21 protein-coding genes are annotated in these 19666 nt (G+C 62.4%); 12 read left to right on the top strand and 9 right to left on the bottom strand.

Annotation, left to right across the window (positions count from 1 at the left end):
- Positions 1-78 precede the first annotated feature (78 nt).
- The 4 genes from folE to FBY03_RS19850 form a co-directional block, all read right to left on the bottom strand.
- Entirely contained in the window at positions 79-627 is a 549-nt protein-coding gene (gene folE, locus FBY03_RS19865) for a GTP cyclohydrolase I FolE (RefSeq protein ID WP_147174082.1), read from the bottom strand.
- A 247-nt stretch (positions 628-874) separates the two neighbouring features.
- On the bottom strand, positions 875-1432 hold the full coding sequence (locus FBY03_RS19860; protein ID WP_147174081.1) for a Smr/MutS family protein: 558 nt from the start codon (positions 1430-1432) through the stop codon (positions 875-877).
- A 69-nt stretch (positions 1433-1501) separates the two neighbouring features.
- Positions 1502-1822 carry a hypothetical protein gene (locus FBY03_RS19855; RefSeq protein WP_147174080.1) on the bottom strand — a complete coding sequence of 107 codons (321 nt, stop codon included), beginning with the start codon at positions 1820-1822 and terminating at the stop codon, positions 1502-1504.
- Between the two features lie 115 nt (positions 1823-1937).
- Positions 1938-2534, bottom strand: coding sequence for a cysteine hydrolase family protein (locus FBY03_RS19850; protein ID WP_147174079.1), 597 nt, complete (start codon positions 2532-2534; stop codon positions 1938-1940).
- Positions 2535-2692: 158 nt separating this feature from the next.
- Between FBY03_RS19850 and FBY03_RS23340 the strand changes: the two genes are divergently transcribed.
- A complete protein-coding gene (locus FBY03_RS23340) occupies positions 2693-2824 on the top strand; it encodes a hypothetical protein (RefSeq protein WP_256678000.1) in 132 nt (43 codons plus the stop codon).
- 41 nt (positions 2825-2865) lie between these two features.
- Here FBY03_RS23340 and nhaD read toward each other — a convergent pair whose 3' ends face one another.
- Entirely contained in the window at positions 2866-4095 is a 1230-nt protein-coding gene (nhaD, locus tag FBY03_RS19845; RefSeq protein WP_256678004.1) for a sodium:proton antiporter NhaD, read from the bottom strand.
- 236 nt (positions 4096-4331) lie between these two features.
- Between nhaD and prmB the strand changes: the two genes are divergently transcribed.
- Positions 4332-5264: a 50S ribosomal protein L3 N(5)-glutamine methyltransferase gene (gene prmB / locus FBY03_RS19840; RefSeq protein ID WP_147174077.1), complete on the top strand. Its 933-nt coding sequence runs from the start codon at positions 4332-4334 to the stop codon at positions 5262-5264.
- A gap of 114 nt (positions 5265-5378) precedes the next feature.
- On the opposite strand, the gene FBY03_RS19835 is transcribed toward prmB, so the two are convergent.
- Entirely contained in the window at positions 5379-6164 is a 786-nt protein-coding gene (locus FBY03_RS19835; RefSeq protein ID WP_147174076.1) for a hypothetical protein, read from the bottom strand.
- Between the two features lie 64 nt (positions 6165-6228).
- Positions 6229-7206: an alpha/beta hydrolase gene (locus FBY03_RS19830; protein ID WP_147174075.1), complete on the bottom strand. Its 978-nt coding sequence runs from the start codon at positions 7204-7206 to the stop codon at positions 6229-6231.
- 174 nt (positions 7207-7380) lie between these two features.
- Here FBY03_RS19830 and aroC point away from each other — a divergent pair, with 174 nt between their 5' ends.
- The 6 genes from aroC (at position 7381) to FBY03_RS19800 (ending at position 12127) form a co-directional block, all read left to right on the top strand.
- Positions 7381-8472 (top strand): chorismate synthase, encoded by a 1092-nt coding sequence (gene aroC / locus FBY03_RS19825; protein WP_147174074.1) that lies wholly within the window; start codon positions 7381-7383, stop codon positions 8470-8472.
- 19 nt (positions 8473-8491) lie between these two features.
- The gene (locus tag FBY03_RS19820) at positions 8492-9643 is read left to right on the top strand and encodes an MFS transporter (RefSeq protein ID WP_147174073.1); all 1152 of its coding nucleotides are present in this window, start codon (positions 8492-8494) and stop codon (positions 9641-9643) included.
- Positions 9640-10260 (top strand): methylthioribulose 1-phosphate dehydratase, encoded by a 621-nt coding sequence (locus tag FBY03_RS19815; protein WP_147174072.1) that lies wholly within the window; start codon positions 9640-9642, stop codon positions 10258-10260. Before FBY03_RS19820 ends, FBY03_RS19815 begins: the two co-directional genes overlap by 4 nt.
- Positions 10261-10380: 120 nt before the next feature.
- A complete protein-coding gene (locus FBY03_RS19810; RefSeq protein WP_147174071.1) occupies positions 10381-10926 on the top strand; it encodes an acireductone dioxygenase in 546 nt (181 codons plus the stop codon).
- 76 nt (positions 10927-11002) lie between these two features.
- The gene (gene mtnC / locus FBY03_RS19805) at positions 11003-11686 is read left to right on the top strand and encodes an acireductone synthase (RefSeq protein ID WP_147174070.1); all 684 of its coding nucleotides are present in this window, start codon (positions 11003-11005) and stop codon (positions 11684-11686) included.
- Between the two features lie 249 nt (positions 11687-11935).
- Positions 11936-12127, top strand: a complete 192-nt coding sequence (locus FBY03_RS19800) for a PLD nuclease N-terminal domain-containing protein (RefSeq protein ID WP_147174069.1) — start codon at positions 11936-11938, stop codon at positions 12125-12127.
- A 102-nt stretch (positions 12128-12229) separates the two neighbouring features.
- Here the strand turns inward: FBY03_RS19800 and FBY03_RS19795 are convergent, their stop codons facing one another.
- Complete coding sequence (locus tag FBY03_RS19795; RefSeq protein ID WP_147174068.1) at positions 12230-12727, bottom strand: methylated-DNA--[protein]-cysteine S-methyltransferase; 498 nt, start codon at positions 12725-12727, stop codon at positions 12230-12232.
- Between the two features lie 4 nt (positions 12728-12731).
- Complete coding sequence (locus tag FBY03_RS19790; RefSeq protein WP_147174067.1) at positions 12732-13616, bottom strand: DNA-3-methyladenine glycosylase; 885 nt, start codon at positions 13614-13616, stop codon at positions 12732-12734.
- 186 nt (positions 13617-13802) lie between these two features.
- On the opposite strand from FBY03_RS19790, the gene speE reads away from it, so the two are divergent.
- From speE to FBY03_RS19770, 4 genes are all read left to right on the top strand, one after another.
- Entirely contained in the window at positions 13803-14663 is an 861-nt protein-coding gene (speE, locus tag FBY03_RS19785) for a polyamine aminopropyltransferase (RefSeq protein WP_147174066.1), read from the top strand.
- Between the two features lie 259 nt (positions 14664-14922).
- Positions 14923-15789, top strand: coding sequence for a hypothetical protein (locus FBY03_RS19780; RefSeq protein WP_147174065.1), 867 nt, complete (start codon positions 14923-14925; stop codon positions 15787-15789).
- A gap of 5 nt (positions 15790-15794) precedes the next feature.
- A complete protein-coding gene (locus tag FBY03_RS19775; RefSeq protein ID WP_147174064.1) occupies positions 15795-17882 on the top strand; it encodes an LTA synthase family protein in 2088 nt (695 codons plus the stop codon).
- A 323-nt stretch (positions 17883-18205) separates the two neighbouring features.
- Positions 18206-19576 (top strand): cystathionine beta-synthase, encoded by a 1371-nt coding sequence (locus tag FBY03_RS19770; RefSeq protein WP_147174063.1) that lies wholly within the window; start codon positions 18206-18208, stop codon positions 19574-19576.
- Positions 19577-19666: the final 90 nt, after the last annotated feature.

Genomic DNA, 19666 nt, shown 5'->3' with positions numbered 1-19666 from the left:
CAGCCCCTTCTTTATTGGCCGAATTTTGCGTTCTGCATAAAAAAATCGGCCTTGGCCGGTTTTCTCATTCTGCTGCGATCAGTTGTTGATCAGGCTGAGGAACTCACTGCGAGTCGCGGCATTTTCGCGGAACTCGCCGAGCATCACCGAGGTGACCATCGAGGAGTTCTGCTTCTCCACGCCACGCATCATCATGCACATATGCTGGGCTTCGATGACCACCGCCACGCCAAGCGCACCGGTGACCTCTTGTACGGCTTCGGCGATCTGGCGGCTGAGGTTTTCCTGGATCTGCAAGCGGCGAGCGTACATGTCGACGATCCGCGCCACCTTGGACAGGCCCAGCACCTTGCCGTTGGGGATGTAGGCGACATGAGCCTTGCCGATGAACGGCAGCAGGTGATGCTCGCATAGCGAGTACAGCTCGATGTGTTTGACCAGCACCATTTCGCTGTTATCGGAGCTGAACAGCGCACCATTGGTCACTTCTTCCAAGGTTTGCTGATAGCCGCGGCAAAGATACTGCATGGCTTTCGCGGCACGCTTGGGGGTGTCGAGCAGGCCTTCGCGGGAAGCGTCCTCGCCGATTTGGCCGAGAATCGCGGTGTAATTCTGTTCCAGGGACATGGATCTTCCTGTGGGGACTATCGGAATGCACAGGAGCGCAGGGTAGGGCGCCGCTGCCAGCCTGGCAAGAGGGCCGTACGCCAGTTGTCCTGAATTTTCTGCTGGTGCCGCGGGGCTTGCCACTCAGCTTTCTGTCTGGTGTATCAGCGGGTGCTGCTGTCCGGTCAGTACGGTACACCAGCGCGGCAGTGACGAATCCGGATCGGGTTGTTCAGCTGCACGGCTATTATCGCGCTTCCCGGTCTGATTATTCGTCGCGCCCGTCCATCATCGTGCGCTTGAGCAGCACGTAAATCGCGCCGGTGCCGCCGTGTTTGGCCAGACAAGAGGTAAAGCCGAGTACTTGTGGATGCTGGCGTAGCCAGGTGTTGACGTGGCTTTTGATCATGGGCCTGCGGCCATCCATGCGCACGGCTTTGCCGTGGGTGATGCGCGCGCAACGAACTTCGAGTTTGCTGGCTTCGGCGAGGAACTCCCACAGCGTGTCGCGGGCCTTTTCCACGCTCATGCCGTGCAGGTCGAGACTGCCTTCGAAGGCAATCTGGCCGAGCTTGAGTTTACGCATCTGGCCTTCCTGCACGCCGTTGGCGGCCCAATACAGGGCATCCTCGGGGCCGACGTCGATGACGTACTGGTCGGACAAGCCATCGACCTTGGTCGATTCCACGCGCACCGAGGCCGCCTGGCGCAAGGTGGCGAGCTGCTTGCGGTCGCTTTTCGGTTTGCCGGTGTCTGCGCGATCGTGCTTGATCGGCTTGACGCCGCGTAGTTCGGCTTTGAATAGGGAAAGGTCGTCGTCTTGCATCTGGGCCTCCGCGAAGGCCGCTAGTGTAACCAAGGTGATGGCTGTGGTGCTGCCTTGATAGGCGGGGGTTCAGTCGCGTTTTTTCATCAGGTGCGGCGCCATGCTCAGATCGTTGCCGCGGCGCATGCGCCGACGGCACCTGCGCCATAGTGAAATGCCGCCCCAGAGCAGCAGCAGGCCTACCAGCAATAACACGCCCGCGGCGCCGGGCGAGTCATTCAGCGGGCCAAGTGCCGGTGGCCGGCCGAGCAAGGTGGCACTACCCGCCATCGCCAGCAACACGCCGAAGCTGGCGAACAATGCTCCCAGCGCGGCAAGCAAACGCAAGCGCCAGTTGCCCGACTCGCGTGGGCGCAGACGGCGGGCGTCGAAACCATCGGATAACTTCATTCCGATTTCCTCAGAGGGTATCGGCGGTATGACCGGCACCGGGCGCTGTGGTTCAAAACATCATCGCGCAAGGTCGCAGGTTGTGACCTTGCGCGCGTTTCAGTCTCAGCGTGCCTCAGACCAAGGCGCTGGCTTGCGGCACCAGAGCCGCGAAGTTATCGGCCAAGGCGATCATCTCGGCGCGGTGCATGTCCGCTGCGCTGATCACCTTGCCGTCCGGGGTCGGCAAGTCGCGGGTGGCGCAGGCGGCATCGACCAGGGTGCAGCGGTAACCATAATCTTTGCTGGCGCGCACCGTGGTGCTGATGCTGGAGTGGGTCATGAAGCCGCAGACAATCAGGTCCAGATGGCCGAGTGCTTGCAAGCGTTCATGCAGGTCGGTGCCGGCGAAGGCATTCGGTAGGCGTTTTTCCACGACGATCTCGCCGGGCAGTGGCGCAACCTCGGGCAAGTGATGGCCGCGTGGGCCGCGTGGATCGAGCAGGCCGTCGGGAATCCCCAGGTGCTTGACGTGGACGATCGAGGCGCCCATGCCGCGTGCCGCCGTCAAGAGTTTGCTGATTTCCGCGAGAGCCGCTTCCAGGCCAGGTAATTGCAGTACACCACTGCGGTATTCCTCCTGGACATCGATGATCAACAGGGTGGCATTGCTCAGGCTGGCCGGCGCATGGCTGCGGCCAGTGAGTTGGAACAGGGTTTGCGGATAGGACATGGGAGGACTCCTCGCTGGCGCGGACAACTGAACCTATTGTCCGCCTGTGCAACGCTGCTGTGAACCTCTGCGATAAACCGACTTGCGAGCGACGGATGGCGCACGCAGAATCGAACCACTCCAGAAGTGCTGGAGTCGTATGGCAAAAGGAGTTGCTTATGTACCTGATATCGCAGTTTTCCGCGCATTTCTGGCTGTTGTTTTCCCTGGCGGTGTCCATCGCGGTGATTCGCGAGCTCAGGCGCAACCGCCCCGAGCCATCCTGGCGGACGACTCGGCGGAAAAAGTAGCGGGGTGTGTGCCCAGCAGAATACTGGGCAGCGTGCCTTACTTAATAGAGGCCGAACACCTGAAACTGCAGGTACCAGACTCCCAGCGAACCGAAGAAGTTGACCAGGATGGCGGGCAGGAACTTCAAGTGCACGCCGAAGCTGTAGGTCTTGTCCAGCGACATGGCCATGACCCCGGCGGCCGAGCCGACCACGGTCAGCGAGCCGCCGATACCCACCATCAACGCGTTGAGTGCCCACTGGTTCAGACCCAGTTCGGGGTCGGACATCAGTGCGGCGGCTTCCACCGGTACGTTGTCCATCACCCCGGAAGCGACCCCGAGAATGATGTTGACCGCGGTCGGGCTCATCAGCTCGAACAGCTGCGAGATGTAAGTCAGCCAGCCCACGTGGTTGAGGGCCGAAACCGCGGTGATGATGCCGATAAAGAACAACAGGGCGTTCCATTCGACCTTCTGCAGCTGGTCCTGCCAGGGTAGCTCGATGCCACGGTGCATCAGCAGCCAGGCATACAGGGCCACCATCCCCAGGGCGATGCCGATGGCGAACTCGATGCTGACTTTCAGCAGGATGTTGCACAGCACAGCCGCGATTATGGATATGAAACCGACGATGGCCAGGCCGGCGCCACCCGGTTTCAGGGCGGTTTCTGATTGATCCGCCAGGTGGATCAGATTCTGCCCGTCGAGCTTGCGCAGGTAGAACAGGTGCAGGGTGGCGGCGAACAGCAACCAGCCGATCAGCGCCGAAGGAATCAGCAGCAGCAGCCCGGCAATGCTGATTTTGCCCGCCAGCACCACCATCAGGCTGGTCGAGGTGCCGAGGAACCAGACGCCACTGTTGGACGCCACCACGATATTGCACAGCGCCACATGGGTGTAGCGCGGATGGGTGGAGATGCTTTTCACCGTCTTGCCGAAAATCATCGCCGTGGTGATGTTGTTGAGGAAGGGTGAAAGCAGCGCCGACAGTGCGCCAGTGGCCCAGAACATGCCTTTGGCACCCAGGCCTTTGCGCATCAGGTAGCCGTTCAGGGCGGTGAACACGTTTCGCTCATTGAGCAGCTCCACAATCATCCACATGAACGCCATGAAGGCGATCAGGCCGAACAGTTCTTCCTTGGTCTCGCTTTGGGCGTGGAGGAAATACTGGAAGCCGTTAGGGTCGCTGAGGGCGTAGTGCGCGCCAATTACGATCAAGCCGGACATCATGAACATGGCCGGCTTGAATTTATCCATCTCTAATTGTGCTTCAAAAACGATAAGCGTCATTCCAATGAGGAATATCGCCAGCACGAGCAAGCCCGTGAGCGAGAAGGGTTCTATGACCATTACTGGAGGTCTCTAAACAAAGGGATAGGAAGGGTTAAGAAATCGTTGCAAATTATATCGGTGCGCCGAGCGCTTTGGCAGCGCTACTTTCGTGCACAGGCGGCGTTTTAGTTCGGCAATGCGTCGCGCGCCAACGCTTCGGTTAAAATGGCGCACCCTTTGACCGGAGAGAATCTGTGACCACCGTTACCTCTGCCAGCAACACGCGCTTGCGCACCCTGCGCGATTACATTCGTTGGGCGGTCAGCCGCTTTCATAACGAAGGGCTGTTTTTCGGTCACGGCACAGACAATGCTTGGGATGAGGCGCGGCAATTGGTGCTCGGTGCCCTGCATCTGCCCTGGGAAATTGCCGACAGCTACCTCGATTGTCGCCTGGAAGACGCTGAGCATGCCCAGTTGCATGCCTTGCTTGAGCGACGCATCAACGAGCGTGTGCCCACCGCTTACTTGCTGGGCGAGGCCTGGTTCTGTGATCTGCCGTTCCTGGTGGATGAGCGCGTGCTGATTCCTCGTTCACCGATTGCCGAGCAGATCGCCCGGCACTTCGAGCCCTGGTTGGCGCAGGCTCCGGCACGCATTCTCGACTTGTGCACTGGCTCCGGTTGTATTGGCATCGCCTGTGCCTATGAGTTTCCCGAGGCCGAAGTAGTGCTGGCCGACCTGTCGTTCGAGGCGCTGGAGGTGGCCAACCAGAATATCGAGCGGCATGACCTGGAGGAACGCGTCTACACGGTGCAAGGCGATGGTTTCGCCGGCTTGCCGGGTCAGCGTTTCGATCTGATCGTGTCCAACCCGCCCTACGTCGATGCCGAAGATTTCGCCGACATGCCGGCGGAGTATCAGCACGAACCGGCCCTGGGGCTGGCCTGTGGCAATGATGGCCTGGACCTGGTGCGGCGGATGTTGGCCGAGGCAGCCGATCATCTGACGGAGAACGGCACGCTGATCGTCGAGGTGGGCAACAGCCAGGTGCATGTCGAGGCGCTATACCCGGAAGTGGAGTTCACCTGGCTGGAATTCGAGCGTGGCGGTCACGGCGTGTTCCTGCTGGCGGCGCAGCAGTGCCGCGCACATCAGCAGCTGTTTCGCGAGCGCCTTAATGGTTGAATGTGTCCTTTGTGGAACCCAGCAAGCGCCGCTCGGCTCGCTGGGTTTCGGCAAAAAAACGCCTCTACCCAGCCTAGCTTGATGGTCGCTGTCAGTGAGTTTGCCATTCGCTAGCTAGCGCGTTGCCATCCAGATCAGCAGGCCCGCCTGGAACAGGCAGAAGGCGATCAGGCAGCTGATGGTGAAGCGCAGGCTGCCGTCCTCTCGTTTGAAACGGTCGATGCGCTCTCCCAGCTTGCGGATAGTCACGTCTTGTTCGTGCAGGTTCTGGTCCGCCTGCTGCAGCATGGCCGCAGCATCGAGCAGGTCGATGACCTGCACCTTCTCGGTCGACCAATCGCTGCGCAGATCGTCAACCCGCGCGGCGCTGTAACGTGCCTTCAGTAGCAGCGGGTCCAGGTACTCGACAACGAAGCCTTGGGCTTCTAAGCAGTGGTCGCGGCGTACACGCAGGTCCTCGCTCAGCGCGTCCTTGGCCGGCAGCGCGGCGCCTTCTACTTGATAGTCGGGGCAGTGCTGCTTGGCCCAGTCGATGCCCTGCGCCAGTAAGAAGCGCCCCAGGCCGCGATTACCCGGCTCGATGTACAGGCCTTTTTCCGGGCCGAAGCGAGCCTCTTTATGACGCCGGTCGATCCACACTTCGAGCACGTTGTGCTGTTTATGAGTACGTTGGCCGGGCAGCTGCACGCTCAAGCGCAGCAGGCTTTGTTCCTGGCTATGGCGCTCCACTCGAGCCAGTTGCACGAAGCGCAAGGGCCGGGCTCCGCTGTAGCGATCCGTGGGCAGCGGCGCTAAACGCAGCAGGCGAAAGTGTTCCGGCTCGAGGTCGGCCCAGGGGTGGGTTTTTTCAACCGCCGCAGCGCCAGCGCTGTCGGTGGGTGGGGCGTCGGTAGTGGTCATAAACGGCGGTCCTATGCGCGCAACCAGTGCTCGTTGCGCACTGGTAGTGTGTCTATCGGCCGATTTAGCTGTGGCTGGAGGGTATGGCTGTACCAGTGCGCTGGATAAAGCTGACGATCTGCTCGGTCAGCAGCCGCGCCAAGGGCAGCCGAGGGTTGTCGTAGGAAGCCAGCTGCGCCTTCAAATCCAGGGGCACGATGCGCAGCACATGGTTCATGCCCGCGATCAGCGCCAGTTCGGCGTTCGAGTTAGCGATTTTCAGGTTTCGCGCATCCGCCACGTCGACCTGGATGTCGTGGCTGCCCTGGACGATCAGCGTCGGCATCCGCACGCGAGCGAAGGCCTCGGCGGGATTTTGGCGGAACAGCGAGATCAGGTAAGGCTGTACGCTTGGGCGAAACAGTACCTGTAGCTCGTCGGCTACCTGCTCGGTTTGGCGCCCGGCCACCAGCGCATCGAGCAGCGCGTTGCTTTGCGCCAGCAACTTGCGCGGCAAGCGATAGTGCAGCTGCTCGCGCAGCACCTGGTCGATCGGGCGGGAGCTGCCAGCCAGTGAAATCAGGGCGTCGGCGCCGGCTTCTGGCGCCGCCAGGCTGGCGATCAGGGCGCCTTCGCTGTGGCCGATCAGAACCAGTCGACTGAATTGGCTGTCGGCTTTGAGCTGGTGCCCCCAGGCCACGGCATCGGCGACATACTGCTCGACGCTCAAATCCCGCTCGTCCGGGGTGGCCGCGCGGCTGGCGGCCACCCCGCGCTTGTCGTAGCGCAGGCTGGCGATGCCCTGTTTGGCCAAGGCTTGCGCCAAGCGTTTGAGACTGTCGTTATGTCCGCCGCCAGGGTTGTTGCCGTCGCGGTCGGTTGGTCCGGAGCCGGCGATCAGCAGCGCGATGGGCAGCGGCCGATCGCTTTGCGGCAGCAACAAGGTGCCGTACAGCGTGCCCTGCTCGGTCTGCAGGCTGAGTGGGCGTTGCTCGGTGGTGTGTGGCGTGGCCTGAGCCAGGCCGGCAAGCAGGGGCAGAATCAACAGCAATACTCGCAGCATGGCGGTGCACTATGGCGGCAGGAACCTGTTGGACGCGCCCAACGGCTTAAGGTTCGAGGGTGAACTGGGCGGGCGCCGCGGGTATACTCGCGGCCTTCTATTGTGTCGGGGTCTGGCGCGCGCGAGCAAACGCGGTGGCGGGCCCTGGGCTGAATCTCGCGGAGCGTTTTGCACATGTCCGGCAATACTTACGGCAAGCTGTTCACCGTCACCACTGCTGGCGAAAGCCATGGTCCGGCACTGGTCGCCATCGTTGACGGCTGCCCGCCGGGCCTGGAGCTGACTCTCGAGGACATGCAGCGCGACCTCGACCGGCGCAAGCCGGGTACCAGCCGCCACACCACCCAGCGTCAGGAAGACGATGTGGTGGAAATCCTCGCCGGGGTGTTCGAGGGCAAGACCACCGGTTGCGCCATAGGCCTGCTGATCCGCAACACCGACCAGAAGTCCAAGGACTACTCGGCGATCAAGGACCTGTTCCGTCCGGCCCACGCCGACTACAGCTATCACCACAAATACGGCATTCGCGACTACCGCGGCGGTGGCCGCAGCTCGGCGCGCGAGACCGCCATGCGCGTGGCCGCCGGCGCCATCGCCAAGAAGTACCTGGCCAGCCAGGGCATCGTCATCCGCGGCTACATGAGCCAGCTCGGGCCTATCGAAATCCCGTTCAAGACCTGGGACAGCGTCGAGCAGAACGCCTTCTTCAGCCCCGACCCCGACAAGGTGCCGGAACTGGAAGCCTATATGGATCAGTTGCGCCGCGACCAGGACTCGGTCGGCGCGAAGATCACCGTGGTGGCCGAGGGCGTGATGCCGGGTCTCGGCGAGCCGATCTTCGATCGCCTGGATGCCGAACTGGCCCATGCGCTGATGAGCATCAATGCGGTCAAGGGCGTGGAAATCGGCGCCGGTTTTGCCAGCGTCGCCCAGCGCGGCACCGAGCACCGCGACGAGCTGACCCCGGAAGGCTTCCTGTCGAACAACGCCGGCGGCATTCTCGGCGGGATTTCCTCGGGCCAGCCGATCGTCGCCCACCTGGCGTTGAAGCCAACCTCCAGCATCACCACGCCGGGTCGCTCGATCGACGTCGACGGCAACCCGGTGGAGGTGATCACCAAGGGCCGTCACGATCCCTGCGTGGGGATCCGCGCCACGCCGATCGCCGAGGCGATGATGGCCATGGTGTTGATGGACCACCTGCTGCGCCATCGCGCACAGAATGCCGATGTGCGCGTCGGCACGCCGGTGCTGCCGCAGCTATGAGGCCGTTCGTGTCTAGGCCATGAGCGCTGTGTTGCCCTATTGGCGCCTGTCCGGCTTTTACTTTTTCTATTTCTCCCTGCTCGGCGCCACGGCGCCGTTCCTGGCGTTGTATTTCGATCACCTGGGCTTTTCCGCCGCGCGTATCGGTGAGCTGGTGGCCATTCCCATGCTGATGCGCTGTATCGCGCCGAATCTGTGGGGCTGGCTGGGTGACTACACGGGTCGACGGCTGGCCATCGTGCGCTTCGGTGCGTGCTGCACCCTGCTGTGTTTCGCCGGCATCTTCATCAGCCAGAGCTACGCCTGGTTGGCCTTGATCATGGCCTTGCATGCCTTTTTCTGGCATGCAGTGCTGCCGCAATTCGAGGTGATCACCTTCGCCCACCTCAAGGAGCAGGCCGCGCGTTACAGCCGGATCCGCTTGTGGGGCAGCATCGGCTTTATCGTCGCGGTGGTCGGCTTGGGTGAGCTGTTCGAGTTGCTCAGCCTGGATGCCTATCCCTGGGCGCTGATTTTGCTGATGAGCGGTATCGTCATCAGCAGCTGCTGGGTGCCCAATGCGCAGCCGCTGACGAGCCCGAACAGCCCGGAGCGCGGCGGCTTTCTCAAGCAACTGCGGCGGCCCGGGATTCTCGCGTTTTACCTGAGCGTTGGCTTGATGCAGCTCAGCAACGGCCCGTATTACACCTTTCTGACCTTGCACCTGGAGGCGCTCGGCTACGCGCGCGGGCTGATCGGCCAGCTCTGGGCTCTGGGCGTGGTCGCCGAGATCGTGCTGTTCCTGTTCATGGCCCGGTTGCTGGCGCGCTATTCGCTGCGTACTGTGTTGCTCGCGAGCTTTCTGATCACCGCGCTGCGCTGGTTGTTGCTGGGGAATCTGGCCGATCATCTGCTGGTGCTGCTATTCGCCCAGCTGATGCACGCGGCGACCTTTGGCAGCTTTCATGCGGCGGCCATCCATTTCGTCCAGCGCAGCTTCGCCGACCGGCAACAGGGCCAAGGCCAGGCGCTATATGCCACCCTGGCTGGAGTGGGGGGCGCCTTGGGCGCACTCTATTCGGGTTACAGCTGGAATACCCTGGGGCCCGCCTGGACCTTTGCCATCGCCAGCCTGATAGCCTTGGCGGCAGCCTATATCACCGCCACCCGCATGCAAGAGGAGGGGCCATGAGCCTGAGTCGTGAACACCTCGCCCAGCAGATCATCGACGCGGGGCGCTTTCTCTATGAGCGTGGTTGGTCGCCGGCCACCAGCAGCAATTATTCGGCGCGACTGTCGGCTAGCGAGGCGTTGTTGACCGTTTCCGGCAAGCACAAGGGCCAGCTGGGGCTCGACGATGTGCTGGTCACCGATATGCAGGGACGCAGCCTGGAGGCGGGGAAGAAGCCTTCGGCGGAAACCCTGCTGCATACCCAGTTGTATAACTGGAAAGCCGAGATCGGCGCGGTGTTGCACACCCATTCGGTGAATGCCACGGTGCTGTCGCGGCTGAGCCTGAGCGACTCGCTGGTGTTCGCCGACTACGAATTGCAGAAAGCCTTTACCGGCATCAGCAGCCACGAGTCCCAGGTCGAGGTGCCGATTTTCGACAATGACCAGGACATCGCCCGGCTGGCGGCCAAGGTCCAGCCCTGGCTGGAGCGGCACCCGGACTGCGTCGGCTACCTGATTCGCGGGCACGGCCTGTACACCTGGGGCGCGCAGATGAGCGGTGCCCTGCGCCAGATCGAGGCCTTCGAGTTTCTCTTCGAGTGCGAACTCAAGGTGCGCGCCCTGCACAAGAGCTGAGACGGATTTTCGTAGGCTGGGTAGAGGGGCTTTCTGCCGAAACCCAGCAGGGTCAATGCAACGCTGGGTTTCGCTGCGCTCTACGCCAGCCTACGACACTAAATTGAGAGAGTATTGAACATGAGCAGCCTGAGCGTTTACCACGAGTCTTCCCCCGATCTGCCGAACAAGGTACTGACCCACCTCGAGGACATCGCCAGCACCCTGGCCGAGGTCGGCGTGCGCTTCGAGCGTTGGCAAGCCGTGGCGCCGATCGCCCCCGGCGCCAGTCAGGATGAGGTGATCGCCGCCTACCGCCCGCAGATCGACACCCTGATGGCCGAGCGCGGCTATGTCACCGTGGATGTGGTCAGCCTGAGCGACGATCATCCGCAAAAGGCCGAACTGCGCGCCAAGTTCCTCGACGAGCACCGGCATGCCGAGGACGAGGTGCGCTTCTTCGTCGCGGGCAGCGGCCTGTTCACCCTGCACATAGACGATTACGTCTACGCGGTGCTGTGCGAGAAGAACGACCTGATCTCGGTGCCGGCCGGCACCCGTCACTGGTTCGACATGGGCGAGCATCCGCATTTCGTGGCGATTCGCCTGTTCAATAATCCGGAAGGCTGGGTCGCCGAGTTCACCGGCGACGACATTGCCAGCCGCTTTCCGCGTCTGGACGACTGAGGTCCGATCGCCCAAGCGCCGCGTCCATCCGAGGAACCCAGGGCAGGGGAGCCTCAACCATCGAAGCGAGAGTGCCATGCCAGTCAAAGCCATACTCACCGATATCGAAGGCACCACCAGCGCGGTGAGCTTCGTCTTCGAGGTGTTGTTTCCCTTCGCCGCCAAGCACCTGCCGGAATTCGTTCTGAGTCACGCCGACGAGCCACAGGTGGCCGAGCAGCTGGCTGCCGTACGGGCGGAGAGTGGCGAGGCGCAGGCCGATGTGCCGCGGCTGATCGAGATCCTTCTGGGCTGGATCGCCGAGGACCGTAAAGCCACGCCGCTCAAGGCGCTGCAGGGCATGATCTGGGCCGAGGGCTATCACCGCGGCCAGCTCAAGGGGCATGTCTACCCGGATGCGGTCGAAGCGCTGAAGCGCTGGAAGCAGGGCGGTTATGACCTGTACGTCTATTCCTCCGGTTCGATCCAGGCGCAGAAACTGATTTTCGGCTGCTCCGTGGCCGGCGACCTGATGCCGTTGTTCTCCGCCTACTTCGACACCACTTCAGGGCCCAAGCGCGAGGTGGCCTCGTACCAGCGCATCGTCCAGGCTATTGGTCGTCCGGCAGACGAGATCCTGTTTCTCTCCGATGTCGTCGAGGAGCTGGACGCCGCCGAGCAGGCCGGCATGCAGACCGTCGGCCTGGCGCGTGATGGCGGGGAATTAGCTGGCCACGAGACCGTCGCCAGCTTCGCGGTGATCGACCTTAATCGACTGTAAGCCGCGGGGGTTAGCGGCGCCGCTTGATGCGGGAATCGGCCGCGCCCTGAACTCTCAGACTTAACAGGCCGTTGAAAAATGTAGCGAGCGATGGCTAGGCAAGGCGAAATCAGTCGAAAAAGCGCAGTGTACGAGCGGTACATGAGCATTTTGAGGTTGATTTCAACGCAGCATAGCCGAGCGCAGTAGTTTTTCAGCGGCCTGTTACGTCTATCCTACGAGGGCAACCCTTTACACAGGAGTGTCCTCATGGGTTCTACATTGAATGGCCTGCTTGGCTTGATCATTCTGGCGCTGGATATCTGGGCCATCATCAACGTGATCAAGAGCGGTACCGACAGTACCAAGAAGGTGCTTTGGGTACTGCTGATCGTCTTCCTGCCGGTGATCGGCCTGATCATCTGGGCGCTGGCCGGGCCGCGCGGCAATGTAAATCTATAAGGCCGTTTTCGCGCGGGAGCCTTTGGTTCTGTGCATAACAGGGGGGCTGCCCCTGCAGTCGGGCGTAGTACTGCTGGGCTACTCAAAGCATCCGTCAACGCTCTAGAGTGCCAACGATGCCTGTTCCGGCAGCTGCGCGCCCTCCAACTGCAATAACAGCGCTTTGCGCGCCAGCCCGCCGGCATAGCCGGTCAGGCTGCCGTCGCGGCCGATCACCCGGTGACAGGGGATGATCACCGCGATTGGGTTAGCGCCATTGGCCGCACCCACTGCACGCACCGCCTTGGGCCGGGCGATCTGTTCGGCCAGCGCGCTGTAGCAGCGGGTCTGACCAAAAGGGATGCTTTGCAGTGCCTGCCACACGGCGCGCTGGAACTCGGTGCCTTGTGGCGCCAGCTGCAGCTCGAAGCGCTGCCGACGACCGGCGAAATACTCATCCAGCTGTCGACACACCGGGTCCAGCTCGGCATGGGCGAGCTGCCAATCTGCGCCAATCCGCCAGGGCTTACTCTCTATCTCCATCAGCAGTTGCTGCAAGCCCTGCGCGTCGCCGCTCAACAACAAGCGACCGATAGGGCTGTCGTGGTAGCGATAGAACATCGGTTCACCCTCCCGAATAGTTGTGCCACAGGTGCGTGGCGGCATAGGCCCGCCACGGGCGCCAGGCTTCGGCGCGGTTCTTGAGCTGCTTGGCGCTGATGCCCTCGCTGCCCCACAGCGGCGCTTTCAGCAGGCCCAGGTCACTGGCGGGGAAGGCGTCGGCTTCACCAAAGGCGCGCAGGGCGATGTACTCGGCGGTCCAGGGACCGATGCCGGGCAGCGCGCACAGGCGTTCGATCAAGGCCTGACTGCCCTGTTGCAGGTCCAGGCGCAACACGCCGCTGGCAACCTGTTCGGCAAAATATTGCAGGCTTTGCACCCGTTTACCCGGCATGCCGATACCGTCCAGGGTGGCGCCGGCAATCGCCGCGGCACTGGGGAATAGGCGTTCGAGACCCTCGATGCCCGACGCCAAGGGCGCGCCGAGGCGGCTGACCAGGCGGCCGGTGATGGTGACCGCGGCTTTCACCGTGACCTGCTGGCCGACTATCGCCCGCACCGCCTGCTCGAAGGGGTCGAAGGCGACCGGCAAGCGCAGGCCGGGATTGCGCGCGACCAGCGGACCGAGCTGGGGATCGTCTCCCAGGTGCGCGGCAATTTGCTGCGGCTCGGCGTCCAGGTCGAACATCCGCCGCACGCGTTGCTGCAACTCGCTCAGACAGGGGCTAGCCGAGTCGCTGCAGCGCAGTTCCAGCGCACTCTGCTCGACCAGCGGGCGCACGCTGAACCAGCCGCTGATCTCACCCAGGCGAAAGCTGCGGCTGTAGCTTGAGGGCGTGAGACGCTCGACGCCGGGCAGGGCGCGCAGGGCGTAATGGCCGTGGAATTGCTGCCAATCCCAGGGGGGCAGGTAGGGTAGGTGCAGGCAGTGTTCGGCGGCTGTATTCATCACAGGACGATAACCGCAGTCGATGGGCTTGTCAGCGCACAACTGACTTTCAAAGGGCACGGTTCGACCTGTCATGCAGGGCGACGTAGAATGCCCGCCTTCATTAATAGGCATTGATAGGCGGGCTCCACGGCTTGCTCCAGTCGCCTCGCCAGCCTTATTTAGCAGCATCAGGGGGACAGCGTCATGAGCGATTATCAAGAGACTCTGTATGACGGTTACGGCCAGCGCTTTCGCATGGACAAGCTGCTGCACGAGGTGCGCACCGAGCATCAGCATCTGGTGATTTTCGAGAACCCGCGCATGGGCCGCGTGATGGCCCTGGATGGTGTGATCCAGACCACCGAAGCCGACGAGTTCATCTACCACGAGATGCTCACCCACGTGCCGATCCTCGCCCACGGCCTGGCCAGGCGCGTGCTGATCATCGGCGGCGGCGACGGCGGCATGCTGCGCGAGGTGTGCAAACACCATGGCGTCGAGCACATCACCATGGTCGAGATCGACGCTACCGTGGTCGAGATGTGCAAGGAATACCTGCCCAATCATTCCAAGGGCAGCTTCGACGACCCGCGCCTGAACCTGGTGATCGACGATGGCATGCGCTTCGTCGCCAATTGCGCAGACAAGTTCGACGTGATCATCTCCGATTCCACCGACCCGATCGGCCCCGGCGAAGTGCTGTTCTCCGAGAATTTCTATCAGGCCTGCCGTCGCTGCCTCAACGATGGCGGCATCCTGGTGACCCAGAACGGCACACCGTTCATGCAGTTGTCCGAGGTGCAAACCACCGCCGGGCGCATGCATGGCCTGTTCAGCGATTGGCACTTCTACATGGCGGCCGTGCCAACCTATATCGGCGGCAGCATGACCTTCGCCTGGGGCAGCACCAACAGCGATTACCGCAAACTGCCGCTGGACACCCTGCGCCAACGCTTCGCCGGCAGCGGCATCGTCACCCGTTACTACAACCCGGAAATCCATATCGGCGCCTTCGCGCTGCCGCAATATGTGTTGCAGGCGATCAACAAGCCGAGCAACGACTAAGTCGCCGAATGCATGAACAAGGACCTGCGGGTCCTTTTCCAGGCGCTCAAGCAAAAGCCTTGCGGCCGGGGTCGCTGCCACCAGGCTGCGAATAGCCTGGCTCCGTGGCAGCGGTCTTGATCGCGAGGTCCGGTTCAGCCAGCCGGTAGCTTGCTCTAACTCAAAAGCGGCATGCTAGAGCCCTTTCGACAGAATTTTCACATCGCATTCAGCACACTCGCGCCACTTTTTTATCGAGTCGATTGGAGTGGCTGTGGTTATGCCGAAGCAACTGCGTCAGAAGTACCTACGTTGGCTGATGCTGGTGCTCGGCGTCTCGCTCGTATCGGTGAGCGGATACGCCGCCTGGCGCCATCTATTCCCAGTGGTGGCCTCTAAGGGCTGGGGCTACCAGGTTTTCCACGCCGACATCCCGAGGGTCAGTGCATTGGTACGGGATGCCCAGGGCGCGCTGTTTATCAGCCAGGAATTCTCCGACGGCAAGGGCACCATTCTCAAGCGCGCCACCGATGGCAGCCTGAAAACGATGTTGAGTGGCCTGTCGAAGCCCGATGGTCTGGCCCTGTATGACGGCGGTGTAGCCGTGGGGCAGGAAGGCGGAACATTTCCCGTGCTGTTGTTGCGGGGTGATCGGACTGAGTCCTTGTTTGGCGCCGACGACGTGGAGGGCCTCGCCAGCGACGGGCACTTTCTGTATGCCATCGAGGACAAGAAGCTCGGTCGCTTGCTGCGCTTCGACCCCGTCAGCGGCGAAGTCGTGACCCTGCGTGATGGTCTGGATGAAGGCGAAGCCATCACCGCCTGCGCCGACGGCCGGTTGTACTACACGGAAAAAGCCAAGGGCTGGGTCAAGCAGTGGCAAGCCACTGGCGAGGACACCCTGGTGCAAGCCGGCCTCAACGCGCCAGGCTTTCTTCTGTGCAGCGCCGACGGCCTATGGATCACCGAAGACGCCACGCACATGGCCCGCGTCCTGCTATTGGATCCTGCGGGGCAATTACAGGTTATTCTCAATCACATGCGTGCAGTGCAAACCATAGTCGCCTCGACCGATGGCAGCTACCTGGTCGCCGAGCAAGGCCGCGACCGCATTCTCGAACTCACTCGTCTACCCAACGGATCTTGAACCAAATGGCCAATACGGATGCCCTGAGTAACTCGTCGTCCTCATCGCGTTTGTCTCACCCGAGCATTAGCAGCCACCTGACCTTCACCGCATTGAGCGCAGTGGCTTTGCTGCTGCTCTATGCTTTGTTGCGCGTCGCCTTGCTGGTCTATAACCGCGAGTTGATCGGCGCCACGCCGGCGGCAACCTTTGTCGAGGCCTTTTACAACGGTTTGCGCTTTGATCTGCGCCTGGTGGTCTACGCCTGCGTGCCGTTGTTGCTGTCCTTGCTCAGTGTGCGCGCCATGGCCGCCCGCGGCCTGCAGCGCACCTGGCTGACCGGGTTCGCCAGCATCACTCTGTTCCTCGGCATCACCGAGCTGGACTTCTATCACGAGTTCCACCAGCGTTTGAACAGCCTGGTCTTCCAGTATTTTCAGGAAGACACCCAGACCGTAATGAGCATGCTGTGGAACGGCTTCCCGGTCGCCCGTTATCTGCTGGCCTGGGTGATCGCCACCTGGTTGCTGGCCAAGCTGTTCAAGGGCCTGGACCTGCTCAGCCGGCCGCGCGTGCAAGCAACCAAGTCGTCTAGCTCGCGTGCGCCGGCCTGGTACTGGCGCGGCAGCGTCTTCGTGCTGTGCCTGCTGGTGGCGGTGCTCGCCGCGCGCGGTCATCTGCGCCAAGGCCCGCCGTTGCGTTGGGGCGATGCTTACACCACCGATTCGATGTTCGCCAACCAGCTCGGTCTGAACGGCACCCTGACCCTGGCCTCGGCCGCCATGGCCAGCTTCTCCTCGCACCGCGACAACGCCTGGAAATCGACCATGGCCGACGAGCAGGCGCTGGAGGCCGTGCGCAAGTTGCTGCTGACGCCGCACGATCAACTGGTCGACGCCGACACCGCCGCGATTCGCCGCGACTTCACCCCGCCGGCCGATGGCACGCTGCCGGTCCGCAACGTGGTGGTGATCCTCATGGAAAGCTTCGCCGGCCATTTCGTCGGTGCGCTGGGCGCCCCAGGCAATATCACGCCGAACTTCGACAAACTGGCCAAACAGGGCCTGCTGTTCGACCGCTTCTTCTCCAACGGTACCCACACTCACCAGGGCATGTTCGCCACCATGGCCTGCTTCCCCAACCTGCCGAGCTTCGAGTACCTGATGCGCACGCCCGAGGGCGCGCACCAGTTCTCGGGTTTGCCGCAGCTGCTCAGTGCCCGCGATTACGACAACCTGTACGTCTACAACGGCAACTTTCAGTGGGACAACCAGTCCGGCTTCTTCAGCAACCAGGGCATGACTAATTTCATCGGCCGCGAAGACTTCGTCGACCCGGTGTTCATGGACCCGACCTGGGGTGTGTCCGATCAGGACATGTTCGACCGCGGCGCCGCCGAGCTGGCGCAAAACTACGGCGACAAGCCGTTCTATGCGCTGCTGCAAACCCTGTCCAACCACACGCCCTATGCACTGCCGAGCAAGCTGCCAGTCGAACCGGTCAGCGGTTATGGCAGTTGGGATGAGCACCTCACCGCCATGCGCTATTCCGATTGGGCGCTCGGCCAGTTCTTCGAGAAGGCCCGCCAGGCGCCGTACTTCAAGGACACCCTGTTTGTCGTGGTCGGCGACCATGGTTTCGGCAGCGATGAACAGTTGACCGAGATGGACCTGTTCCGCTTCAACGTCCCGCTGCTGCTGATCGCGCCGGGTATTCAGGAGAAGTTCGGTAGCGTCAACCATAGCGTCGGCACTCAGATCGACATCGTGCCGACCATCATGGGCCGCCTCGGTGGGGAAGTGCGCCACCAGTGCTGGGGGCGCGACCTGCTCAACTTGCCGGCCGGGGATCAGGGCATCGGTGTGATCAAGCCGTCCGGCGGCGATCAGACCGTCGCCATCGTCACTCCCGAGCGCATCCTGATTCAGCCCAAGGACTTCGAACCGCGCCTGTACAGCTACCAGCTCGGTGCTCATCCGCAAGCCGAGCGTGTGCCCGGGGACATCGATCCCGAGTTGCAAAAGGACCTCGAGGCCTTTCTGCAGACGGCCACCAAGAGCCTGCTGGATAACACCGCCGGGGTAGTGGATGGCATGCCGGCTAGGGCGGAGTAATACCGCTCCCTGCCGTCTGCCTGGCCACCACGCATCGAACTGCGGCCGCCCCTATTGAGGGGCTGCCTGTGGGCTACGAGTCTAGGGGCGGTCAGCGCCGACGCTGCCGCTGTGGGGTGCGCAGCATTCAGCCTCTCAGGTTATCGAACTCTCCCCTGGCAGAGCGGCACCGCACGTCCAGCGAAGCACTTCACGGCTGGCCCTGCAGCGCTGAGCTGCCTATAACTAAGGCATGGCCGATCGGCGTTGCCTGGCGTCGCTTTAACCTCGGCCCCTGTGCCGAACGCCACAACCGCGACGAATCGGCAGCTCTGCAGAGGGTCATGCCGATGTCCACCAATCCACTGCTCGAGATGATCGGCAATACGCCGATACTGCCGCTCAGTCACCTGGATAGCGGCCCCTGCCAGTTGTTCGTCAAGCTGGAAAACCAGAACCCCGGTGGCTCGATCAAGGACCGCATCGCCCTGACCATGATCGAGGCCGCGGAAAACAGCGGGCAGTTGCAGCCAGGCGGCACCATCATCGAAGCCACCGCCGGCAACACCGGCCTGGGCCTGGCCCTGGTGGCTGCGCAGAAGGGCTACCGCATGCTGCTGGTGGTGCCGGACAAGATGAGCCGCGAGAAGATCTTCCACCTCAAGGCCTTGGGCGCCGAGGTTCGCCTAACCCGCTCCGATGTCGGCAAGGGCCACCCCGAGTATTATCAGGATCTGGCGCGCAGCATTGCCGAGCAGAGGCCGGATGCTTTTTACATCGACCAATTCAACAACCCGGCCAATGCCTGGGCGCATCAGCGCGGCACCGGCCCAGAGATCTGGCAACAGCTCGAGCAGCGAGTGGATGCGGTGGTGGTGGGCGTGGGCTCGGGTGGCACCCTGGGCGGCCTGACCCGGTTCTTCCAGCGGGTGGCGCCGCAGGTCGAGATGGTCCTGGCCGACCCGCAAGGCTCGGTGCTGGCCGACTACGTGGAGACCGGCCATTTCGGCGAGGCCGGCAGTTGGCTGGTGGAAGGCATCGGCGAGGATTTCGTGCCGGCGCTGGCCGACTTTTCGTTGGTCAAGCGCGCGTATCGCATCCCGGATGCCGAAAGCTTGCACACCGCGCGCCTGTTGCTGCAGCAAGAGGGCGTGCTGGCCGGCTCCTCGTCCGGCACCCTGGTGGCCGCCGCCTTGCGCTACTGCCGTGAGCAAACCACGCCCAAGCGTGTACTGACCTTCGTTTGTGACAGCGGCAACAAGTACCTGTCGAAGATGTTCAACGACTACTGGATGATCGACCAGGGCCTGATCGAGCGACCCAAGGCAGGCAACCTGCGCGACCTGATCGCGCGCCGCTACGACGAAGGCACCACCGTCACCTGCAAGCCCGAGGAGACCCTGGCGGCGGTGTACGGGCGCATGCGCTTTCATGACATCGACCAGGTGCCGGTGATGGAGGGCGACCGGGTGGTCGGCCTGATCGATGAATGGGATCTGCTGCGCGCGGTGAAAGACGCGCCGGAGCATTTCCAGCTGCCGGTGCGCGAGGCCATGGTCAGCAATTTGCAGACCCTGGACCCGGATGTGCCGCTGGACCGCCTGCTGCAAACCTTCGATGCCGGCCACGTCGCGCTGATCGTCGAACACGGCCGTTTTCTCGGGCTGATCACCAAGAGCGACGTACTCAACCTCTGGCGCCGTACCTTGCGCTAGGGTCTGTTGCCGTTTCATTGCGAGCCGCGTTGCCGCGAGAAATGGCCCCCGATTAGGCGCAGGACGCAGGTAATGGTCATTCCCTTGCCA

The sequence above is a fragment of the Pseudomonas sp. SJZ079 genome, assembly GCF_007993865.1.
Lineage (GTDB): Bacteria > Pseudomonadota > Gammaproteobacteria > Pseudomonadales > Pseudomonadaceae > Aquipseudomonas.
Note: the sequence above shows the minus strand (reverse complement) of the source record. Positions and strands in the feature narration are given on the sequence as shown.